We start from the raw sequence: 19,804 nt of genomic DNA, 5'->3' as shown, positions 1-19,804 counted from the left end.
TCCTTCATCATATACGAAATGAAAGTCCAAGCGCCACAACCTTGTGCCTGGTTGCGGCGTTTGGACCTCATTTACGATCAGTTTAACCTTTTACAGCACCGATCATAATCCCTTTAATGAAGTACTTCTGAAAGAACGGATAAGCAACGAGGATCGGTAGCACGCCGATTACCGCAATAGCCATCTTGACTGAATCGGTCGGCATCTGCTGCATAGCTTCTCCTGCATTAGCGCTCATGTTGGTTGTAATAAACTGAATATCCTGCATAATTCGGTTAAGTAGATTTTGCACGCTGAACAGCTCAGGGTTGGTAATATAAATCATCCCGTTCTGCCAGTCGTTCCAATACATGATGCAGGTAAACAAGCCGATTGTCGCAATGACTGGCGTCGACAGTGGCAGTACGACGGACCAAAGCGTTCGGTATTCATTAGCTCCGTCCAGCTGCGCCGATTCGATTAACGCCGGCGGTACAGTCGACTGGAAGAACGTTCGCATCATCATGATATAAAAACCATTTGTGAGTAGCCCTGGTATGATAAGCGCCCATATCGAGTTTTTCAAATCGAGCAATTGTGCATACACCAGGTATGAGGGGACGAGCCCCCCATGGAACAGCATCGTAAAGAAGATAATAAACATGAGCAGATTTCGGTGCGGCGTTTCTTTCCTGGATAGCGGATAAGCCAACAATACCGTAATGGCCAACCCGACTACCGTACCAAATACCGTAACGAATACCGTTACACCGTAAGCTCTCGCGATGTCTGAGCCTCTGTCCAACAAATATTCATAAGCTGACGTACTGAACACTTGCGGGATGAAAGAATAACCGTGAGCGGTAATCGCATTCTGATCCGTCAAGGATGCTGATATAAGCAGCAGGAACGGAATAAGACAAACCGCAGCGAATAGAAACATCGAAATATGGCTGAACCAACTTATAAATCTGTCTTCGTTTTTCATATCGGGACCTCCTAATTTTTACGGGTCTCCCAAAAGTAAACGGAATTCGCTACGGAGGCCGTCGTCACTTTTGGGGGATTTTTAAAACAGCGCATTATCTTTGTTGAAACGTCTGACGATTAGATTTGCCAAGATGACGAGGATAAAGCCGACGATCGATTGATAGACGCCCGCCGCCGTAGACATACCGATGTCACCTGAGCCCATCAGTCCTCTGAAGACATAAGTGTCGATCGTGGAGGTTGATTCAAATAGTGCCCCGGAGTTCATTGGAACCTGATAAAACAGTCCAAAGTCGGAATAGAAAATCCGTCCAATGTTCAGTAGCGTCAACATGGTGATAACCGGAACAATAATCGGCAGCGTGATGTGAAGAATTTGCTGCCATCGGGAAGCGCCGTCAAGTCTAGCCGCCTCGTAATATTCCTCGTCAATACCAAGCAGCGCTGCGAAGTATACGATGCTGGAATATCCAATTGCCTTCCAGAAATGAACCAGGGTCAGAATCCAAGGCCAATACTTATTTTCCGTATACCATGAGATGCCCTCCTCAATGCCGAACCATGGAAGCACCGTTTTGTTGAGGAATCCCGTATCCGGGCTTAAAAAAGCGAAGCCAAGATAACCGACGATAACCATTGAAATCAAATGCGGCAGCGTGATGATGCTCTGATACGCTTTGACGAGCACCTTGCTCTTGATTTCATTCAACAGAATTGCAGCAGCGAGCGAAAGCACCGTTCCTAGAATAATGAATACAAGGTTGTAGAGAATCGTATTGCGTGTGATGATATACGCATCGGAAGTCTTGAACAGGTATTCGAAGTTGGCGAGTCCGACCCAATCGCTCTGCAGGATGCCTTTAGCGAAGTTCACATCCTTGAAAGCGATTACGATTCCGAGCATTGGGAGATAGTTATTAATCAGAATGTAAAGAAGTCCGGGAATCATCATAATCAGAAGCGGTGCATATTTCCGATATTGGGTTTTCCTTTTTATAGGTTTCTTTACGGCTTTTTGGGCATTTACCGCTGAGGCCTGTGCCATTGTCATTCCCCTTCCTGTTCATGTGTTGTCTGTTTCTGACTATCCTTATCATAAGGGAAGACCGTATTGCTAACTAACGGAATGACGACTTTTTCAATAACGGTTTTACGACTTTATTCTCACTCGATTTTGAAGCCGGACCCTCTCAGGATCCGGTTTCATTGCTCTTAAATTGAATTATTTCTCGGTTTGTCATCTCGAATTGCTCCTCTCAAGGTTTTTCAGTACAAGCTCATTCATCAAATTTCAACTCTTGTAGAGCCAGCTATAACTTCGCGACTAATCTGTTAACCGTTTCACGACTTCTTGAGTTGAGAGGTCATTCTCCTACAAATCAAAAATTCCCGCTACTAAAGAGCGGGAATCAATGTTATTCATTAAAAGAATGATTGAAGGATGTTAAAGACCCCATTCCTTTGTGCTAGAACCATTTTGTCTTTATTATTTGTTCAATGCTGCCCACTCGTCGAGCTGCTTCTGCTTTTCCGCGATGACTTTATCAATCCCTGAAGACTTTAGCTTCTGTCTGAGCTCTGGAAGTTTGTCGGCTGGATCGAAGGTTCCCGACTCCAGCGCTTTTCTATATTGTTCGATGACATTATTAAGTGAGGTAATTTCGTTCTTGACTGGCTCCGAATTGAATGCGAAACCAAGAGCTTTCGATTTGATCGCTTTCTGATTCGCTTCCGCCGTTAGTTCCCATACATTCGGCAAGTCAGAAGTCCGAATAAAGCCGATAGATTGGTTAGGAACCATCCATGTTTGAATAGAATATCCTACTGTCGTCGCTTCGACGCCTTCTGGATAATCAATCGTGTTATCAGACACCTTCACATAATGCTTGCCTTCAATACCCCATAAGAACAAATTAGATAGTTCCTTATCCGAATACATAAGATCCAGGAACATCATCGTTCTTTGAGGATTTTTGGAGTTGTTGGAGATCGCCCACAATCCCGCTGTTGCGTCGGTTGTTGTCGCATAGGTGTTAGACGATATCGGTACCGCTATGAGTTCTTTTCCTGCTGCTGCACTTTGCACTTCCGCACCGCCAACCTTTAGGCCGTCGAAGTAAGAGAAGGCTTTGCCCGCCTTCACCATTTCTGTACCATTGATTTGGCTCGTAGCCGCGTCTTTATTAATGTAGCCTGCTTTAAACCAGCTGTGCATCTTGTTCAAATGGTCCTCGTACTCTTTGGACTCAAATATGTTCTCAACCTTAAGTCCATTGTCGAATCCAGGCAATACGCCGAATCGATTACCCAATCTGTCATAATCGCCATATTTATCCGCAGGAACAAGTAATCCTACTGCAAATGGAACAACTCCAGGCTCATTTTCCTTAATCGTTTTAAATACCTGATCTAGGTCATCCAGCCCTTTGATGGAGGCTACATCAATCTTATGCTTGTCTACCAGCGCTTTATCCATCAGAATCGAATTTGTTCCGGTTGTGTAGTCTTTGTACACAGGTACTGCATACGTTTCCCCTTTAAGCTTGGCGCTTGCCAAATACTCGGGACCAATCGCCTGTTTGATTCCCGCCCCGTATTGCTCCAAAAGACTATCCAGCGGAATAATTTTCCCAGCTGCCATAGCGGCGCTATAGCCTTGTCCAAACTCAAACACCAAGTCCAGCTTCTCACCGCTAGATGACATCAAATTCATTTGTTGTGTCCATGTGCCAATGCTTATTGGCAAAATTTTCACAGTTGCATTAATTTTCTCTTTTGTAATTTTGCTCATTTCATCTTGAACCAACGCAAGATCTGCCGGCGTTGCTCCGATGATTGGCAACGCAAGCGTGATCTCGAAAGGATCCTTCGTTGCTTCGTCTAAGCTGTTGCTTGGCTCCTGCGTGCTCGACGAATTGTTCGATGGAGCATTAGTTGCAGCGTTCTCTCCATTTTTAGACGACGAGCACGCGCTGATCAACCCCATCAGCATGACCGCTGCAAGTGTCAAAACGACAAATCTCAAATTTTTTCTCATATTGCAATCCCCCTTATTTAACTTTAACTTACACCTACATCGTATCGTTATACCCCTTGTACCGGCTAACACTTTGACGACTTTTTTGATAACGCTTTCGCGACTTGTTCGGTCACGATAAATGTTCATTCATGAACCTAGCGCTTAGCTGCAGCGATTTGATCGGAGAATCATCTATCCAGTTTGTATGGGATTCCAGGATAACGGCCTGCACGCCATAGCTCTTCGCTGTATTCACGAGAGCTTCAAGATTCATATTGCCGTAGCCCAGCTCCATACTGCCCGACTCGATAATCGAAGCGGTTGGTCCACTAACGCGGAAGCCTCGATCATTAATATGATAAAGTTTCATTCTGCTGCCAAGTTGATTCATAAGTGCTAAAGCATCATAGCCTGCTTCTGTAGGCCAATAAGAGTCAAACTCGAAATTCACATAATAAGGATCTGTTAGTTCGATGAGCAATTGAAACGCGCTCTTATCCGCATCGACTTTGCGCAGCTCGCTATTATGGTTATGATACAACAAGCGAAGTCCATCCTTCTCCAGCAATCTGCCTGCTTGATTCAGTCTTTCAGCAAGGTCTATCACTGCTTGTCTGCTTGAAAAATCGAAGCTTCTCATTCCTGTAACGATAATTGTATCCGTTCCATATGCTCTAGCGTCCGCCACAATGCTCCCCGTTAACATAAGGATCATATCCAGATCTTCATGAAGACCAACAACCTCCAGACCAGATTGTTTAATTAATGCCCCCCAATCGAGCTCAGCACTGCTTTCCAGTTCAATACCTGCAGCTTTCGCCATCTCAATCGCCGCCTTTGGCAAAGGTCGAACGAGAAAGCCGCACAGCTCGATGCCATCATATCCCGCGTCCCTTATTGCCTTAAGCGTAGCTTCGGCCTGTTGCTCCGTCCCAACTACCGATCTGATTTGAAACTGCTGCACAGCCTTACGGACCATCCGTACACTCTCCCTTAATCCATTAATCGACCGCTTATGAAATAGTAAATCGATATTGTCCGCTTCCTGCTGTGAACATGATTCGGCCATCCTCGTAACGCGCATCTGAGAATTGCTTAAATTCGTCGCTCAGGTCATCTTGATTACATGGAAGCATGATTGTCGCCGTCGTATTGGCCGGCACTTCAAACCGATAATTGATCCCATGCTCTGTCTTTTCCCAGCTCGATTGGATAGTGCCATAAAGGGACTCGAACGTTGCAGACGCTTGCGTCAGCGTCCCCCCGTGCAAAGGCTTAATTATAAAGTGCTTATAGCCCGGCATTTCCCATACCGGACGGATTCCGGCTATGCCAGCGAAGAGAAAATCGCATACGGCTCCATACGAATAATGGTTAAGCGATCCCGAGAAATCACCATCAGGCTTCATCCCTCTCCAGCTTTCCCAAATCGTCGTAGCTCTCTTGCTGACAGCATACAGCCATGAAGGACACGATTGCTGCTCCAGCAACTTGAAGGCGATTTCCGCATGTCCGTAATCCGCAAGCACTTGAAGGATGAACGGAGTCGATAGGAAGCCAGTATTCAGATGATAGTCTTGCTCTGTGACTAGCTGCGCAAGCTTATCGGCAACAGCTTGTACTTTGTCAGCCTCCACCAAGCCGAATGCAAGCGTACGGACATTCGGCGCTTGCCTGCCTTCTACAATTTGACCGTCTTCTTTAATAAAATAACGATTATACACGCGCTTGATTTTACCATAGAGCTCTCGATACTTCGCTTCCTCTTCACTCTTCCCGAGTACCTGCGCCATTTCCGCTAGAAGCCTAGTTGAATAGGCAAAATAAGCGGTCGATACGTCGGGGAAGCACCCTCCAGTTTTCGTCAATAAAGCAGCCAAATCCGTAAATTCCGTGTCGGTTTCCAGCCACTCACCCCAGTGGAACCTCGTATCCCATACGTAATTCGCGTCAGGCTCCCCATCTGTTTCATTCTGATAAACCGAAGTATCCTTGAATCGCAAATTCGACTCCTTCGCATTGGAGGCCATATATTCTACCCACGCCTTTGCGGAATCGAACTGCTTCTCTAGAATCGACTTATCGCCATAGCATAGGTACATGGTCCACGGAATAATGACAGCCGCATCACCCCAGCCCGAAGAACCGTCAAGCATGCTTGCCACTCCGGGCTTGCGAAATGCCATCATCGGATTAGCACTTGTCTGGGAAAGCCGTTCCCATTCGGCTAAGTTGTGGTAGCCGATTACAGTCGGCACCGTGCTTGGCACCGATCCGTCGGAGAACTGCTCAACTGCCAGATCTGCCATCCATTTCTCGAAGAAGGGATACACATTCATGAAATCGGATGATGTTCTGGAATAGACCTGCGCATCTCCTGTCCATCCAGCCCTCTCCCGCGTTGGACAATCGGTAGGAACCTCCATAAAGTTGCCCTTCTGGCTCCATTTGGAGTTGGACACGAGCTGATTAATCAATGGATGCGAGCAGGTGAAATCGCCCGTTTCTTCCATATCGGAATAGACTGCTACCGCCGTAAAGCTATGCGGATCGATTATACCCGGATAATTTCTCAGCAGGACATAACGAAAGCCGAAGATAGCAAACCGCGGACGATAGCTTTCCACTCCGTTGCCTACCAGAATATAATGAACTTCTTGGAAATCCTCCAATTCTCCATGCGCCAGATTTTGCAAAGTGAAGTTGCCGTTATGGTCCAGTGCTTCTCCATGAATGAGGACGACCTCAGTTCCTGCATCTCCTTGAACCTGCATATCGACCCAGCCAGCTATATTTTGTCCGAAGTCCAGTACCGTTTCACCGTTCGGCGTGTGCAGCACTTTAGGCGTGAAGCGTTCTTTCGCTCTTACTGGCACGCTTCTTGTACCGATTAAGTTATCGTATCCATTCTCCGTGACGACAACTTGCTCCCATGCGGAATCGTCATACCCGATCTGATTCCATCCTTCGATGCTGATTGTAGCAACGTAGACCTCCCCTGCTTTCATGTCCGTCTTCTGTAATGGTCCATGGGAGGTCTTGAAGGAGTCGTCACTTGCGATTATTTCGCAGCTTCCATCTTCGTAGGTCAGGACCAGCTGCCCTAACACGGCTAGTTTATAGCCAAAGTTATTTTTCAGACTTGCCCCACCTGTCGTACCTCTCCACCAACCGTCCCCAAGCATAACCCCAAGCGCATTCGTACCTTCACGCAGAAGACTCGTTATATCGTACGTTTGAACCTGGAGTCTCTTATGATAGGAGGTGAACCCCGGCGTAAACAAATGGTCCGTACCCTCGATTCCATTCAAATAAAAGCTGTATAAGCCTCTTGCCGTCAAATAAGCTCTTGCCGAGACAAGCCCTTTCTTCACGTCGAATTCTTTCCTTATATACGGGGCAGGTTTATAGGCATCGATGTCTATCTCCTTCTCCGGTTCGATCCAGCGAGCCTTCCAATCCGAAGCATTGAGCATTCCCGTTTCGAAATAAACTGGCTTGCTAAATAATGATTCCTCTCCCTTGTTGTCCCATACCTTAACCCGCCAATATATCCGCTGCATCGATCGCACTTCAGGACCGGCGTACAACACATGCTGTGATTGGCTTGTCTCCAGCCTCTCGGTGTCCCACGTTACGTTGTCGAAGCTCAAGGTTTCGGATGCTTGCAATTGATATGCGCATTGTAGCACATTTTCCCCATCGCTTCGAAGCTTCCAACCCAGACGCGGCTTGACTGAATCTAGCCCCAATGGATTCTCCAGATATTCCGTTCGCAAAGACACTGCTTCTAGCATATTTGTAACCTCCTCTACCTTTTCCGTTGTATTTCCTTCCCTTTTCACGATATCATTTCGGAACTATGTAGACTAACACTTAGCCGACTTTTTGGATGTCGTTATGACGACCATATTTTTTTATAAAAAGTCTAGTAGATTCCATCCGTAAAGTCGTAGAACGATAGAGAAGAAACTCGAATTGTTTTAGGGTGAAGGTGACAGGTAATCGTTCTACATAGGAGGGAAATAGATGACCGATTTTTCTAGTTGAAACGTAAAGTTGATTCTGATTTGGCGTGTTACATCATAGGTTCAGCTGTAGTAATCGACGACGGCTCGCATGCGGGCAAAGCAACTTCCGTCCAATGGACCCATTCGGAAATTTTAAAGTGAAACGGATGGTTTCAGAAAATAACTTCCTTCACAAGGACTTGTTTTTTATGAGATTATACTAAGTAGAAACGAGGTGATTTATTTGCGTGCAAACGAAACGATTACGATTTCTAACGGTAGCCTTAAAGGCTTACGTCTGAAGGAAACTGGGGCGATTGCATGGCTGGGAATTCCTTATGCGAAGCCTCCAGTGAAGGAGCTCAGGTGGAAAGCACCGCGTGAGGTTGAGTCATGGCCGGGCGTATTGTCTGTGCAAGATTTTAGACATAGCAGCATTCAACTAGCTCTTGGTGTTCCTAACGGAAGCGAAGACTGCTTGTATTTAAACATTTGGCGCCCAGATCATGTAGAAGAAAATTTGCCCGTTTTCATATTTCTGCATGGTGGTGGCAATATAAGTGGCTCTGGCAAGGATTTTCAGGGCAGTATATTGGCGCGTGAGACCAACAGTATCGTAGTCACGATGAATTACCGTCTTGGTGCGATGGGTTTTTTTAGGCATCAAGCAATTCTGACTGGAGATCGCTTAGATGACTCGGGCAATTATGGTCTCCTTGATATTTTGCATGCATTGAAATGGATACAAAAAAATATCACTTCCTTTGGCGGTAATTCCGGTAATGTAACATTGGCAGGCCAGTCCGCCGGTGCGCGGAATGCATTGGCAGCTTATCTCTCTCCGCTAGGTGAAGGACTATTTCATAAGCTGTATATATTGAGTGGAGGCTGCACGACTGCTACAGTAGGCCAAGGCGAAGCCAAAGCAAATGATATTTTAACGGCTTTGCTCATCAAGTCGGGTGAAGCCACGAATCGCGATGAGGCGCTCAATTGGATTTCGACGCAGTCTTCCGATACGATTTCCAATTACCTGCATCGTCAGCAAGCCATTCACTTTGCCGAATTGATTGGTGATACCGGACTTCGAATGACGGCATTTCCACACTTGTTCGAAGATGGTTTTGTCATACCGAAAGGAGGGTTTGACAATCTTAAATACCGAACGCAGCTTTCGATACCGATCGTCCTTGGGAGCACAGTCAGTGAATTTTCCACATTTGCCTTATCAGACGCTCATTTCATGCCACAAGTCATGCAGGGTCAATTAATAGGCAATTCGGAGCAAAGGATGCTCTATGAGGCAGCCGTACAATATGGAAGCGAGATATATGGGGCCTTCAATGTAGAGGACGTCGCGGAGAAATTGTCGACCTTATTCCCGAAGATGCCGATATTCACATACCGATTTGGCTGGGGATTGCAGGAAGGCGTTATCGAACCTTCCTTCCGTTTTCTTTTGGGTGCTTCTCATGGTGCAGATGTCCCCTTCTATACAGACGATTTTTCGATACAAAGTTTTTTTTCAGGTATGTACACTGAGCATAACGAATCCGGACGCAAGGCGCTCACTGCACTTATACAAAGCTATTTAAGTCGCTTCTTGAAGACTGGTAATCCGAATGGTGAGGGTCTCCCCGGTTGGAAATGCTGGACTAATGATTCAGGGTCTAACGAAATTCTCTCGTTGGATGCGACCGTAAGCAACGTTATCGTACAACCGGTCCAGAAGCTTTCAGCCAAAGAAACCATATCTAGACTGGACGAAGACGAACGTTTGTCGGAGGAGCAGCGAACTTGGCTAAAAACTCATCTATTCGCAGGACGCTTTTTCTGGAAAAATGAATGAGCGCTGAATTAAATAAGCTTAAGGATTTGTGATTACCGGAGTAGACAATGATGGTGAATATGGCACGACTGTGTGGTTCTCAATGCTTGATGCCCTGCTCGTGTAGCTTATCCTACAGCTACCTTTTATACAGCACTTGGACAAACCGGTTCCCTTAAATCAGATGCAGCGTTTGTAATTGATCTTGTTGTAACCGCGTGTGTTGGGGAAGCGCATATGATAAAACAGGATTATTTTATAAGAGCAGGAAAAGGTATAAAGCGACTTCTTCGTACTGAAGTTTGATCGGGTCTTCCATGTTCAGTATTAATCCCTGGATTCGATTACCCGGAATTACCTCGAGTTGTGGGATCAAAATAATATTGTTGGCCAGCCGGCGATCGACTTAGCATTGTATTTTAGTTCAATTGGTACCAATTCCTTTAGCAGATAAGAAAATTCTCGATTAATAAAAAAAACCACCCAAAAGGGTGGCCCGTACTCATGATGAGCACTATAGGATTTGGATAGGAGTGGAGAGTCCTGTCCTGAATGTGTAGCTTTTTGACTATAAAGGAAAAACATTATCATGGAATCATTTTTCATACTCTTCTGCGGTATAGAAAGTATAGTTGCCAGAGCTGATTTTAATGAGCCCAAAAGGCTGGCCATTCTCCCATATAGGCTCGAACTCCGTTTCCTGCCCCGCCTCGAATACCTTGCCATTAGCAACAGCAAGCGGAATCTTAACCTCTCCTGAAGTATTCGGTGGCAAGCTTACCTGCAATCTTACGCCATCTTGCCCATGTGAGAAATCAACTTGAATTATGCCTCTTACCGAATGATAGCTTCCTCGCACAGAGCGCACCTTGTCTATACAAATTGGAGCAATCCCAATTTCTTGATAGGCATCCTTTATCGATGAAATACCGAGCATATGCTTATATAGCCACTCTAAGATATGTCCCATCATGTCATGATTACGAGATCTGGATTCGTCTGTCCAAAATTCCGGCAACGCCGTTTCGCCTTGCTCTACAAATCGGATATAGCTCGGATGCTCCGGCTGCATCATCATATCGAAAACGATATCGTTGCGATTTATTTTGGCTAATGCGCCAAACAAATAACGAAGTCCAATCTCTCCCGAACGCAATTGATGGCTGGCTGCCGCCTGAAGCAATGCATTCTCTATATCTGGGAGCTGCTCCTCCGGCACCATGCCAAAATAAAGCGGCATCGCTTGCATGACTTGATTCTCAGGGTCATATTCACCATTCAACTTGCAATAGGCGTACCGGGTCTCTCCAGGCACTTGCCTAAGCAGCCGTTCATTATAAAGCTGTTTAATTCGCTTCGCTTTTTCCTCGTAATGCGCATGGTCCTCACTATATCCCAGCATTAGAGCATACTTTGCCATCAAACGGAAGGCTTCGTAATAGAAGGCGGTTTCTACATTCTCAACATAATCTCCGCCTGTCTGCGGCGAAATTCCCCAATCGCCTAAGCCATGTCCAATGAATCCGCCATGAATTTCTTTGGTATGCAAGTAAGCCATATAAGCCTTCATAGCCGGATATGCCTCAACTATAGCGGTCCTGTTTCCATACGTCTGCAATAGCAGCTCCGGTACGAAGATGACCGCGCTTCCCCATGCGATGGAATCACGGAACCCATCCTCAAACCTTGAATACTCAGGCGCAATATCTGGGATGAGCCCCTTATCTGTCTGAGCCTCCGTCATATCGCGTGTAATTTTCAACCAGAGCTCTTCTACCTGCTTAACGTACATAATGGAGGGTCCCATCAGACTAGCCGTCTCTACCCAGCCCAGCTTCTCAATCGTCGGACAATCCGAATGCACGCTCTGCAAATTACTCTCAATCGCTTTCAGTATAATCTGAGCAAGCTGTGTGATCCGCGGATCATCTGCCTCCAGTTCGCCAACCTTTTTTGCGGCAGATGTGACAAAGTAACCTTTAACATCGTGAATGACTGGCTTAGCAGAATCTGCGCCATCACGCGTGCAGCCTTCGATTTGCACCCATCTGGCTCCGTAGCAGGAAAAATCAGGCTTCCATATCTCGATATCACCTGTACCAGCAAGGGTATATTCGGAAAAAGTAACAATATCCCATGGGGTCGCAACTGTATTATCCTTATTCCGCAGCTCGCCTGGCTTGATTGTCACTTTGCTGCCTGTCAGCCCGCTCACATGGATCTCAAACATACCAGACATGTTCTGACCAAGATCATAGACATAAACCTGTTCAAGCGGCTCCTCAACACCGTTGGTGTCATATATTTTTTGGACGGTTATCGGAGGTTGATTTTGGCGGACCAGTCTGCCTGAAGGAGCAGTCAGCACCACTGCCTGTTCCCATTTTGCAGCATCAAACGGAGCATTATCCCAGCCTATTGGGTAACGTCTTGCATCAAAATTTTCAGAACCATACACATTCGCAAGCGTCGTTGCGCTATCTCTTACACTCCAGTAGTCGGTATCCGTAAGGATGAGTGCTTTGGAGCCGTCCACATATTCGATATGCCATTCGCCAATGGCGAGCAGGTTCTCTCCAAATGCTTCGTAACCTTTCCCTATCGTATAGAAATGCCTTCCACCCGCATCTCCCGCATAGAAGCCATTGCCTACTGACAATCCAATGACATTGGTTCCCGTGCAGATGTGATCTGTTACATCAAAGCACACATATTGCACGGACTTGTGATAATTCGTCCAACCGGGGTCCATTTCATGATTGCCTACTTTGCTCCCGTTCATAAACAACTTAAAATGGCCCAACCCGGATACGACAGCAAAAGCCCGTTTGACCGGCTTTACTACTTGAAATTCATGACGGGCATAAAAGGGCTGCTTTCTTCCGCTGCCGATCCACTTTGCTTTCCAATCCGTTTCATGCAGGTACCCTGTCAACAGTATTTGCTGTTCGCTCCATACCTGCTTGTCCGCTTGATCCCAAACCGCTACTTTCCAGTAATAAACGGAAAGACTTTGGAGCTGCTGCCCCGAGTAGCGTATATTTAACTGCTCGGAGGAACCCACTTTTCCGCTGTCCCAGCATAATTCCGCTTCATTTGATAAGTTCTCTTCCGTTTCAGTAACCACAATTCGGTAGCTTGTTTGCCGCACTCCGCGATTTTCGCTCTCCAACTGCCAAGCAAAGATTGGACAATCCGTATCAATTGCCAGAGGGGAGTCATAGTTTTTAATTTGCAAGTGAATAGGCCGAATGATGCTCACTCTCCTGATGATGACTTTAGATCATACATTAGCTTTGGCGTTTCCATAAGTCCATAGGGCTTGCCCTGATATCGAGGCGTATAATCCCCTTCCTCTGGATGGAATGACCACCAATCCATCCAGTTTGGCTGAGGATCGGCCTGGTGAAGTGGGCCAAACAAATTGCGCGGACTGCCCACGACTTCGATGGCTATGGAGTTCAAGCCAAGGTTCAGCATGTTGTCCAACTCGACAAATGCTTCGCCTCGCCAAGGAATTGTTTTTCCTTCAGCCTCGTTCACCTTCACATCAAGCAGAACAGCCTCATATTGACCAAGCTCCAGTCTGTATCCTGTGCTATGCTCCGGCTGCCATTCTATCTCATAAAGGTACTTCATACTCCCGCAATAATAAGGATAGCCTTGGCTTCGCCAATCTCCATAAGCTAGCTTTAATGGCTCCTTAATTAGCTTACTATGCTCATTAACAGCAAAGTCTCCGATAAGATAACCATTCTCAAGCTCCATATCATTCTGATATGAAATTTGAACGTCTACTGTGTTTACCCCTTGTGCAAGCGCGGGCAGCCTAATCTTCTTCATGCTGATATCCAAATAATAGCCTTCGGTTTCTACCTGCACTTCCTCGCCGTTCAGAATAAAACGAAAGCGTTCCGCATCCTCAAACACAAAAAACACATTGCTGCTTGGCAAATCGGCTACAACAAAGATAAAGCGAAGCGAGACTGGCGTTCCATTTCCCGAATGCGGCTCCTGAATCCAGAAGTAGCGCTGCAAATTTCCGGAATGAAATACCTGCCTCATCCCAAGCTGTTCCCGAATTTGCCGCTGTGCTCTCCAAACTTCCATTGTCTCTGACCAATGCTCTTCTCCGAAACGATACTGACATTGATCTAATATCAACGCATTTGGCGCTGTGCGCTCGAAGGCCATTGGCTCCAAATGAATTTCCGACTTGCCGGCTGGGAGCGCCTTTATTTGCCCAGCATCCTCCTCTGGCTGTTCCGTAAATAAAACATACAGCTTCGAATCAGCGGGGCCAAAAGAAGCTCGAAAGCTTACCCCTTGCTCGGTCGCTTCGGTTTCTATCGTTTTGATCTTGCCCGTCCAAGCATCCCACTCCTGCAAGTAGCTGCCGCCTTCTAGTTCAATTTGAACCTCAAAGCCTCTTTCACGATCGTTATTGACAATAAAAGCAATCGCTTGCTTCTCAAGAGTACGATGCATATGAATAAAGGTATCAGCTTCCGCTCCATGATTGCCCTGAATACGAATAGAACGTTTGGATTCATTACCGAGAAGCCGCTCCAATTCCTTCAAATCTGCTACCTTAGTATATCGCTCGTGACGCAGCAGCGCGGCCAGCTGGCCTGATTTTTTGCCATCTATTAGCGAAGGTTGTTCTCCATAGGAAGCTACTTTTCCTCCATTATCCATAAACGCAAGCAGCAATTCAACGGTAGAAGATAATAAATTCGTTAGCGACGGCAGCACAACATAGCTGTACCCGCACACGCCTACATGAAGGCTGTCTCCATCCACCTTGCCGAATTCCTTCATTATTAGCTCATCGCCAAGATCATAATCATGGTGAAGCTGGACGAGCCGATTCACGAATTGATTGAATTCACGGTCATATTTTTGAAGCTCTAGCTCATTGCCTGCACTATTTTTCCATTCTTCTATCTTCACATCATGCCCCAGCTTCGTCCACACCGATGTGCCAGGATGAATAACTAATAAATCACGAGTAAGCTTGCCATCACTCAGCACAGCGCTTAATCTGGCATAATAATCCTCCATGCCGCGGTTATGCTCCCACCAATTCGTATGATAATTAAAGGATGGCGGATAATCGCGCTTTCGGCAGCCGCGCAGCGAATACCAGGATAAATGATGCGTCAATACATTGACGCCCAGCGCAAATTGCCAATCGCCAATCCATCTGCGGGTCTCAAAGGTGAGGTCCCAGCCCGTCACTCCATAAGTTTCCGTTATGACTCTCTTTTTTCCTAGCTGGTTTGCCACACTGGATACCTGCTTCATCGTAAGATGCTCATCTGTTTGCTCGCATAACGTATCGACACCGGGAATATCCAGATACCTATAATGCGGCATGACCGCGCCGCTATTTAAGGTAGAGCCGATTAGACTGCTCTCAGAATGAAAATGTCCAGTGAACTGGATACCTTGCTCAGTGCACCAATCGCCAATTTGCTTCGTATACGATTCGCTAAACGTTTCTGTTATCGTAAGCCAGTAATCATGCCTGATCTGCGCGGAGCTCTCACCTTGAAAAAAAAGATACGGCAGCAACTGGCCGATTGGATATCCCCGTCGTTGCTCAAAGGATTGCTCCAACACTTCACTCCAAGTCATCCAGGTCAGCTCCGGGTCATTCAAACGCTCTGAAAAGCCTTTTACCGTAGGTTCATCCGTAAAAATGCCAGGAATCGTTGTACCGAACTCTTCACCAACGGCTTGGCGATAGGGCTCGTAATTGGTTTCAATAAACAAGCGCGTCGTTTCGGGATTCATCAAATCAGTATACGTATCGCCATGGCACCAGTCGTTTTTGGCAGCAATCCGCTGCTCGAACACAAGATAAATTTCGTTCTCTTCATGAAGTGGCTCGCTAGGCTCATCTAAGGATAGCTGTGTCAACTTGTGAAGATGGTTGCCCTTTATAATGGCTCGGTAAACAAAACGGAGGTTAGCGCTTAGACGATATTCACGGCAAATTTGCAGCACAAGCGCCTTAGCTCGCACAGCATCGCCGCCAAGCCGCGGAACCAGACCTCCTCCCATGCCTGAGGAATAGCGGTCCTCATCATACAACCATGCCTTAATGCCGGTTGCCTTCGCTTTAGCGACGCTTCCTTTTACACGATCCATAAATGTCTCACTGAGATAAGGCGTCTCAAGACCCTCGCGAACATGCATCATAAATCCGCCCATCCCCTGCGCTTGAAACCCCTCGATCTGACGGTTTAATTCCTCCTGCTTCAGCTCGTCGTTCCAAGCCCAGAAAGGTACCGCCCGATAGTCGATACCCGGATTCTGAAATGCTTTCTTCAATTCGTTCCGTTTCATCTTACACCTCTATCGTTGTAAAATTGGCTAGCCTTTCACGCTTCCCAAAACAAGGCCTTTAACAAAGTATTTTTGCAGGAAAGGATAAATACAGAGGACCGGCAGCATGGAGACAAACAGCTGTGCCGCGAGCACCGTCCGATTGGAAATATTGGCGATCAACGACAGATCGCTCGCATTCATATTCGTTAAATCTCTAGCGACGATGACCGTCCTTAAATACGTTTGCAGCGGATAGTTGGAAGGTGAATTCATATAAATCATGCCATCAAACCAGGAATTCCAATGAAAAATAATTGTAAACAATGCGATTGTAGCCAAGGAAGGCTTGGAGATCGGCAAATAGATGCTCCATAGCGTTCGCCATACGCCAGCTCCGTCCATTTGAGCCGATTCCTCCAGCTCAATTGGCTGTGTACGGAAGAAATTGAGCATGAGCACGATATTGAATACATTGACGGCGGATGGAATAACGAGCGCCCAAATGGAATCCATAAGTCCTGTCTCTTTGACGACCATAAAGGTCGGTATCAATCCTCCGTTAAAGATCATCGTGACAACAAAATACCAGGAATAAATCGTTCTTGAACGAAATTTCAAATTCGACTTAGACAAAGGATAAGCAGCTAGCACCGTGAGAATGAGACTGATCGATACGCCTAGAAACAAACGCTCGAAGGACACAAGCACCGTTTGTAGAAAAATATGATTACCGAATATATACTTGTACGAATCCAGATTGAAGCCTACGGGCCAAATCGTCACCCAGCCGGCCGTGACAGCTGAATTACTACTAAGAGACATGGCCGCCATATGAATAATTGGAAAGAGGCAGGTTAATGAAAACAGCGTCAAGAATATATAATTCGCGTATAAAAATAGAACTCTGGAAGGCGTTCGCCGTTCAATCATAATACATATACCTCCATTTCGTTAAAAGATGCGATAGTTGGCAATTCTGTAGGCCAGCAAATACGATACACAGATAAAGATCAGTGAGACGATCGATTTAAACAATCCGACCGCGGTCGCTACGCCATACTGCATTTGCTCCATTCCAATCCGGAACACATAAGTGTCCAGAATGTCCCCACTGGAGTACACCTGCGGACTATATAAATTAAATACCTGATCGAAACCGGCATTCAAAACATTTCCGAGACTGAGTACACTTAGCAGCACAATAATCGGCCTCATACCAGGCAGTGTTATATGCCAGGCTTGTTTCAAATGGCCTGCACCGTCAAGTGCTGCTGCTTCGTATAACGATTTATCGATACTCAATATAGCAGCAAGATATACAATCGTATCAAATCCTAGCTCTTTCCAAATGTGAGAGGCTACAATAATGAAGCGGAACCAACCTCCGTCACCTAGAAAATAAATAGGCTCCATACCAAGAAATTGAAGGAAATTGTTGACGATACCGCCTGATGGCGACAATATGTCGATGAGAATACCTGATAAAATAATCCATGATAAAAAGTAAGGCATATAGACAATCGTTTGTACCGATCTTTTGAATACGACGTTTTTCACTTCATTTAACAATATCGCAAGCGTTAACGGGAATATAATGCCTACAATAATTTTCAAAAATGAAATGAACAACGTATTGCCGATCACCTTCATCGTATCCGGCATCCCGAACACATACTTAAAGTTGTCTAGCCCGATCCACTCTGATCCAAACCAGCCGCGGGAAGGAACAAAATCCTGAAACGCGATGGCAATGCCCATAATAGGTCCATAGCTGTAAATAAGCACAAGGATGACCGCTGGCAAAAGCATCATATGATAAGCTCCGGTGGAAAACCGGCGTTTACGGATTCCTTTCGTTTCCATAGTTGTGCACACTCCATCCTTCTATCTATAAAATAAGGAGGGACTAGAGCTGTCCCTCCATCTTGCATTACTTCTTTGCTGCGTCCCAAACATTAACTTCCTTCGTCACATCTTCTAGTCCAAGCTTATTGAGCTGAGCAACGAATTTATCGAAATTATCTACCGAATCTGAACCCATAATGACTTTCGTATAATACTCGACCACCGCTTGTTCAACGGTTTTCAATCGATTCTTCATTGCATCTGTAGAGGCACCATAAAATTCATCCATTTTAAACAAATTGTTTTCTACATACGCATTCATGGATTTGAAAGAGCCTGTCTCGCCAAATACCTTCTCGAATTGAGCATTCGTGTTGTCACCAGCTTTAAACTTCTCAATGTTATCGTAGTAACCTTTTTCCTCAGCATTGAGCTTAGATGAGTCGCCTGTTTTGAATGCTTCAACAATTTTGAGATGTGCCTGCAAGTTTTTTTGTGCTTTCCATGCTTTAGCTACCGCATAGTGATGGCCAGGAGCAGGCTCAGGCCCCATGAATTTATCAAACTCCGCTTGCGTTGTATCCCCATAATTTAAGTCCGTCCAGAAATTAAGCAGCTTCATAATCGCTTCAGGATGCTCATACCCTTTGCGTACCACAAAGTAGTTTTCCACATTCAGTTTAATTTGAGGATTAGCAGGCTGGTCATCCTTGGATACAATCGGATGAGCAAGCCAATTGGCCTCTGGAAAATTATCGATCGTTTGCTGCAGCGGGAACATCCCATTCCACATTGCTCCAATATTAATACCAACCCGGCCCGAAGCGGCAAGCTCAGCAGCTTTGCTCGAATCCTTCGCTCCAAAATCTTTTTCAATCAGTCCTTCTTTATACAGCTTGTTCAAATAAACAAGCGCGTCCTTCACTTCCGGCTGTGCGCTTCCGTATATAAGCTTGCCGTCAGCTCCCCGTACCCAAGCTTTTGGATAAGCATCAAATGCGTTGAAGATACCGAGCGCTTCAGCTACCCCTGGCATTAAGAAATCTTTGTTCAGCATCATGCCCACCGTATCCTTCTTGCCGTTGCCGTCTGGGTCCTGCTCAACAAATGCTTTCATTACGTTGTATAGCTCGTCTGTCGTTTTCGGAACCTGCAAGCCCAGCTTGTCGAGCCAGTCTTGACGGGTCCATAAGAAGGATGCGCCGTCGATAGCCGAGTTTGTTCCCGGAATAGCAATCAGCTTGCCGCCGAAGGTTGCCGATTCTAATGCAGAATTGCCTTCCTCCGTAATAATTTCCTTGGTAAGCGGCGTAGAGTATTGATCATAAATTTTAGTTAAATCCTCATACATATCGGTCTTGGACAGCGTTGCCAACTGCTCTTGGCTTACAGCGAGCAAATCTGGAATATCACCAGAAGCAATCGCTACGCTTATTTTTTGTTTGCCAGCGTCTGTGCCTTTGGTATACCAAAGTGGCTTGATATTGATGCCAAGCTCATCGCGATAGGCCTTGATCCATTCACTGTTTTCCCATTTTTCCTCTGTAAAACCGTCAGCAATAGGATCGCCGATCATTACGCCCACTGTGAGTTCCACTGGTGGATCGAACTTTGCAGCCGGATCAATCGGCGTATTATCTACTGCTGCCTCGTTGTTGCCCCCGTTTGCTGATGGTCCGTTACTTGCCGTATTGTTGCCATTACCCGAGTTACATCCTGCTAGAAGAGATACGCTTAAAAGTACGGCCGCTGCTGTGGAATACACATTTCTTTTTTTCTTCATCATGCTTGCTCCCC

At 46.0% G+C, this 19,804-nt stretch carries 11 protein-coding genes; 1 reads left to right on the top strand and 10 read right to left on the bottom strand.

What is annotated here, in order from left to right; translation table 11 throughout:
• Positions 1–82 precede the first annotated feature (82 nt).
• The 5 genes from FJQ58_RS05805 to FJQ58_RS05785 all read right to left on the bottom strand — a co-directional run bounded on the left by FJQ58_RS05805 (position 83) and on the right by FJQ58_RS05785 (position 7,785).
• Positions 83–967: a carbohydrate ABC transporter permease gene (locus FJQ58_RS05805; RefSeq protein ID WP_139991485.1), complete on the bottom strand. Its 885-nt coding sequence runs from the start codon at positions 965–967 to the stop codon at positions 83–85.
• Between the two features lie 81 nt (positions 968–1,048).
• A complete protein-coding gene (locus tag FJQ58_RS05800; RefSeq protein WP_139991484.1) occupies positions 1,049–2,014 on the bottom strand; it encodes an ABC transporter permease in 966 nt (321 codons plus the stop codon).
• 441 nt (positions 2,015–2,455) lie between these two features.
• Entirely contained in the window at positions 2,456–4,006 is a 1,551-nt protein-coding gene (locus tag FJQ58_RS05795) for an ABC transporter substrate-binding protein (RefSeq protein ID WP_139991483.1), read from the bottom strand.
• Positions 4,007–4,118: 112 nt separating this feature from the next.
• Positions 4,119–4,967 (bottom strand): sugar phosphate isomerase/epimerase family protein, encoded by an 849-nt coding sequence (locus FJQ58_RS05790; RefSeq protein ID WP_139991482.1) that lies wholly within the window; start codon positions 4,965–4,967, stop codon positions 4,119–4,121.
• Positions 4,968–5,001: 34 nt separating this feature from the next.
• Positions 5,002–7,785, bottom strand: coding sequence for an alpha-L-rhamnosidase (locus FJQ58_RS05785; RefSeq protein WP_139991481.1), 2,784 nt, complete (start codon positions 7,783–7,785; stop codon positions 5,002–5,004).
• Between the two features lie 457 nt (positions 7,786–8,242).
• Here FJQ58_RS05785 and FJQ58_RS05780 point away from each other — a divergent pair, with 457 nt between their 5' ends.
• Positions 8,243–9,847 carry a carboxylesterase family protein gene (locus FJQ58_RS05780; protein WP_139991480.1) on the top strand — a complete coding sequence of 535 codons (1,605 nt, stop codon included), beginning with the start codon at positions 8,243–8,245 and terminating at the stop codon, positions 9,845–9,847.
• A 574-nt stretch (positions 9,848–10,421) separates the two neighbouring features.
• On the opposite strand, the gene FJQ58_RS05775 is transcribed toward FJQ58_RS05780, so the two are convergent.
• From FJQ58_RS05775 to FJQ58_RS05755, 5 genes are all read right to left on the bottom strand, one after another.
• Positions 10,422–13,088 carry a family 78 glycoside hydrolase catalytic domain gene (locus tag FJQ58_RS05775; protein ID WP_139991479.1) on the bottom strand — a complete coding sequence of 889 codons (2,667 nt, stop codon included), beginning with the start codon at positions 13,086–13,088 and terminating at the stop codon, positions 10,422–10,424.
• Positions 13,085–16,180, bottom strand: coding sequence for a glycosyl hydrolase (locus FJQ58_RS05770; protein ID WP_139991478.1), 3,096 nt, complete (start codon positions 16,178–16,180; stop codon positions 13,085–13,087). Before FJQ58_RS05770 ends, FJQ58_RS05775 begins: the two co-directional genes overlap by 4 nt.
• A 27-nt stretch (positions 16,181–16,207) precedes the next feature.
• The gene (locus tag FJQ58_RS05765) at positions 16,208–17,092 is read right to left on the bottom strand and encodes a carbohydrate ABC transporter permease (protein ID WP_139991477.1); all 885 of its coding nucleotides are present in this window, start codon (positions 17,090–17,092) and stop codon (positions 16,208–16,210) included.
• Positions 17,093–17,113: 21 nt separating this feature from the next.
• Positions 17,114–18,025, bottom strand: coding sequence for an ABC transporter permease (locus FJQ58_RS05760; RefSeq protein WP_139991476.1), 912 nt, complete (start codon positions 18,023–18,025; stop codon positions 17,114–17,116).
• Positions 18,026–18,092: 67 nt separating this feature from the next.
• Positions 18,093–19,793, bottom strand: a complete 1,701-nt coding sequence (locus FJQ58_RS05755) for an extracellular solute-binding protein (RefSeq protein ID WP_139991475.1) — start codon at positions 19,791–19,793, stop codon at positions 18,093–18,095.
• Positions 19,794–19,804 lie beyond the last annotated feature (11 nt).

The sequence above is a fragment of the Paenibacillus paridis genome, assembly GCF_006345825.1.
In the GTDB taxonomy this organism is placed as follows: Bacteria; Bacillota; Bacilli; order Paenibacillales; family Paenibacillaceae; genus Pristimantibacillus; species Pristimantibacillus paridis.
Note: the sequence above shows the minus strand (reverse complement) of the source record. Positions and strands in the feature narration are given on the sequence as shown.

Coding starts and splice junctions, on each gene's coding strand:
- FJQ58_RS05770 (WP_139991478.1), bottom strand. CDS start 16,180: ATGAAACGGAACGAATTGAAGAAAGCATTTCAGAATCCGGGTATCGAC.
- FJQ58_RS05790 (WP_139991482.1), bottom strand. CDS start 4,967: ATGGTCCGTAAGGCTGTGCAGCAGTTTCAAATCAGATCGGTAGTTGGG.
- FJQ58_RS05755 (WP_139991475.1), bottom strand. CDS start 19,793: ATGATGAAGAAAAAAAGAAATGTGTATTCCACAGCAGCGGCCGTACTT.
- FJQ58_RS05785 (WP_139991481.1), bottom strand. CDS start 7,785: ATGCTAGAAGCAGTGTCTTTGCGAACGGAATATCTGGAGAATCCATTG.
- FJQ58_RS05805 (WP_139991485.1), bottom strand. CDS start 967: ATGAAAAACGAAGACAGATTTATAAGTTGGTTCAGCCATATTTCGATG.
- FJQ58_RS05800 (WP_139991484.1), bottom strand. CDS start 2,014: ATGGCACAGGCCTCAGCGGTAAATGCCCAAAAAGCCGTAAAGAAACCT.
- FJQ58_RS05765 (WP_139991477.1), bottom strand. CDS start 17,092: ATGATTGAACGGCGAACGCCTTCCAGAGTTCTATTTTTATACGCGAAT.
- FJQ58_RS05795 (WP_139991483.1), bottom strand. CDS start 4,006: ATGAGAAAAAATTTGAGATTTGTCGTTTTGACACTTGCAGCGGTCATG.
- FJQ58_RS05760 (WP_139991476.1), bottom strand. CDS start 18,025: ATGGAAACGAAAGGAATCCGTAAACGCCGGTTTTCCACCGGAGCTTAT.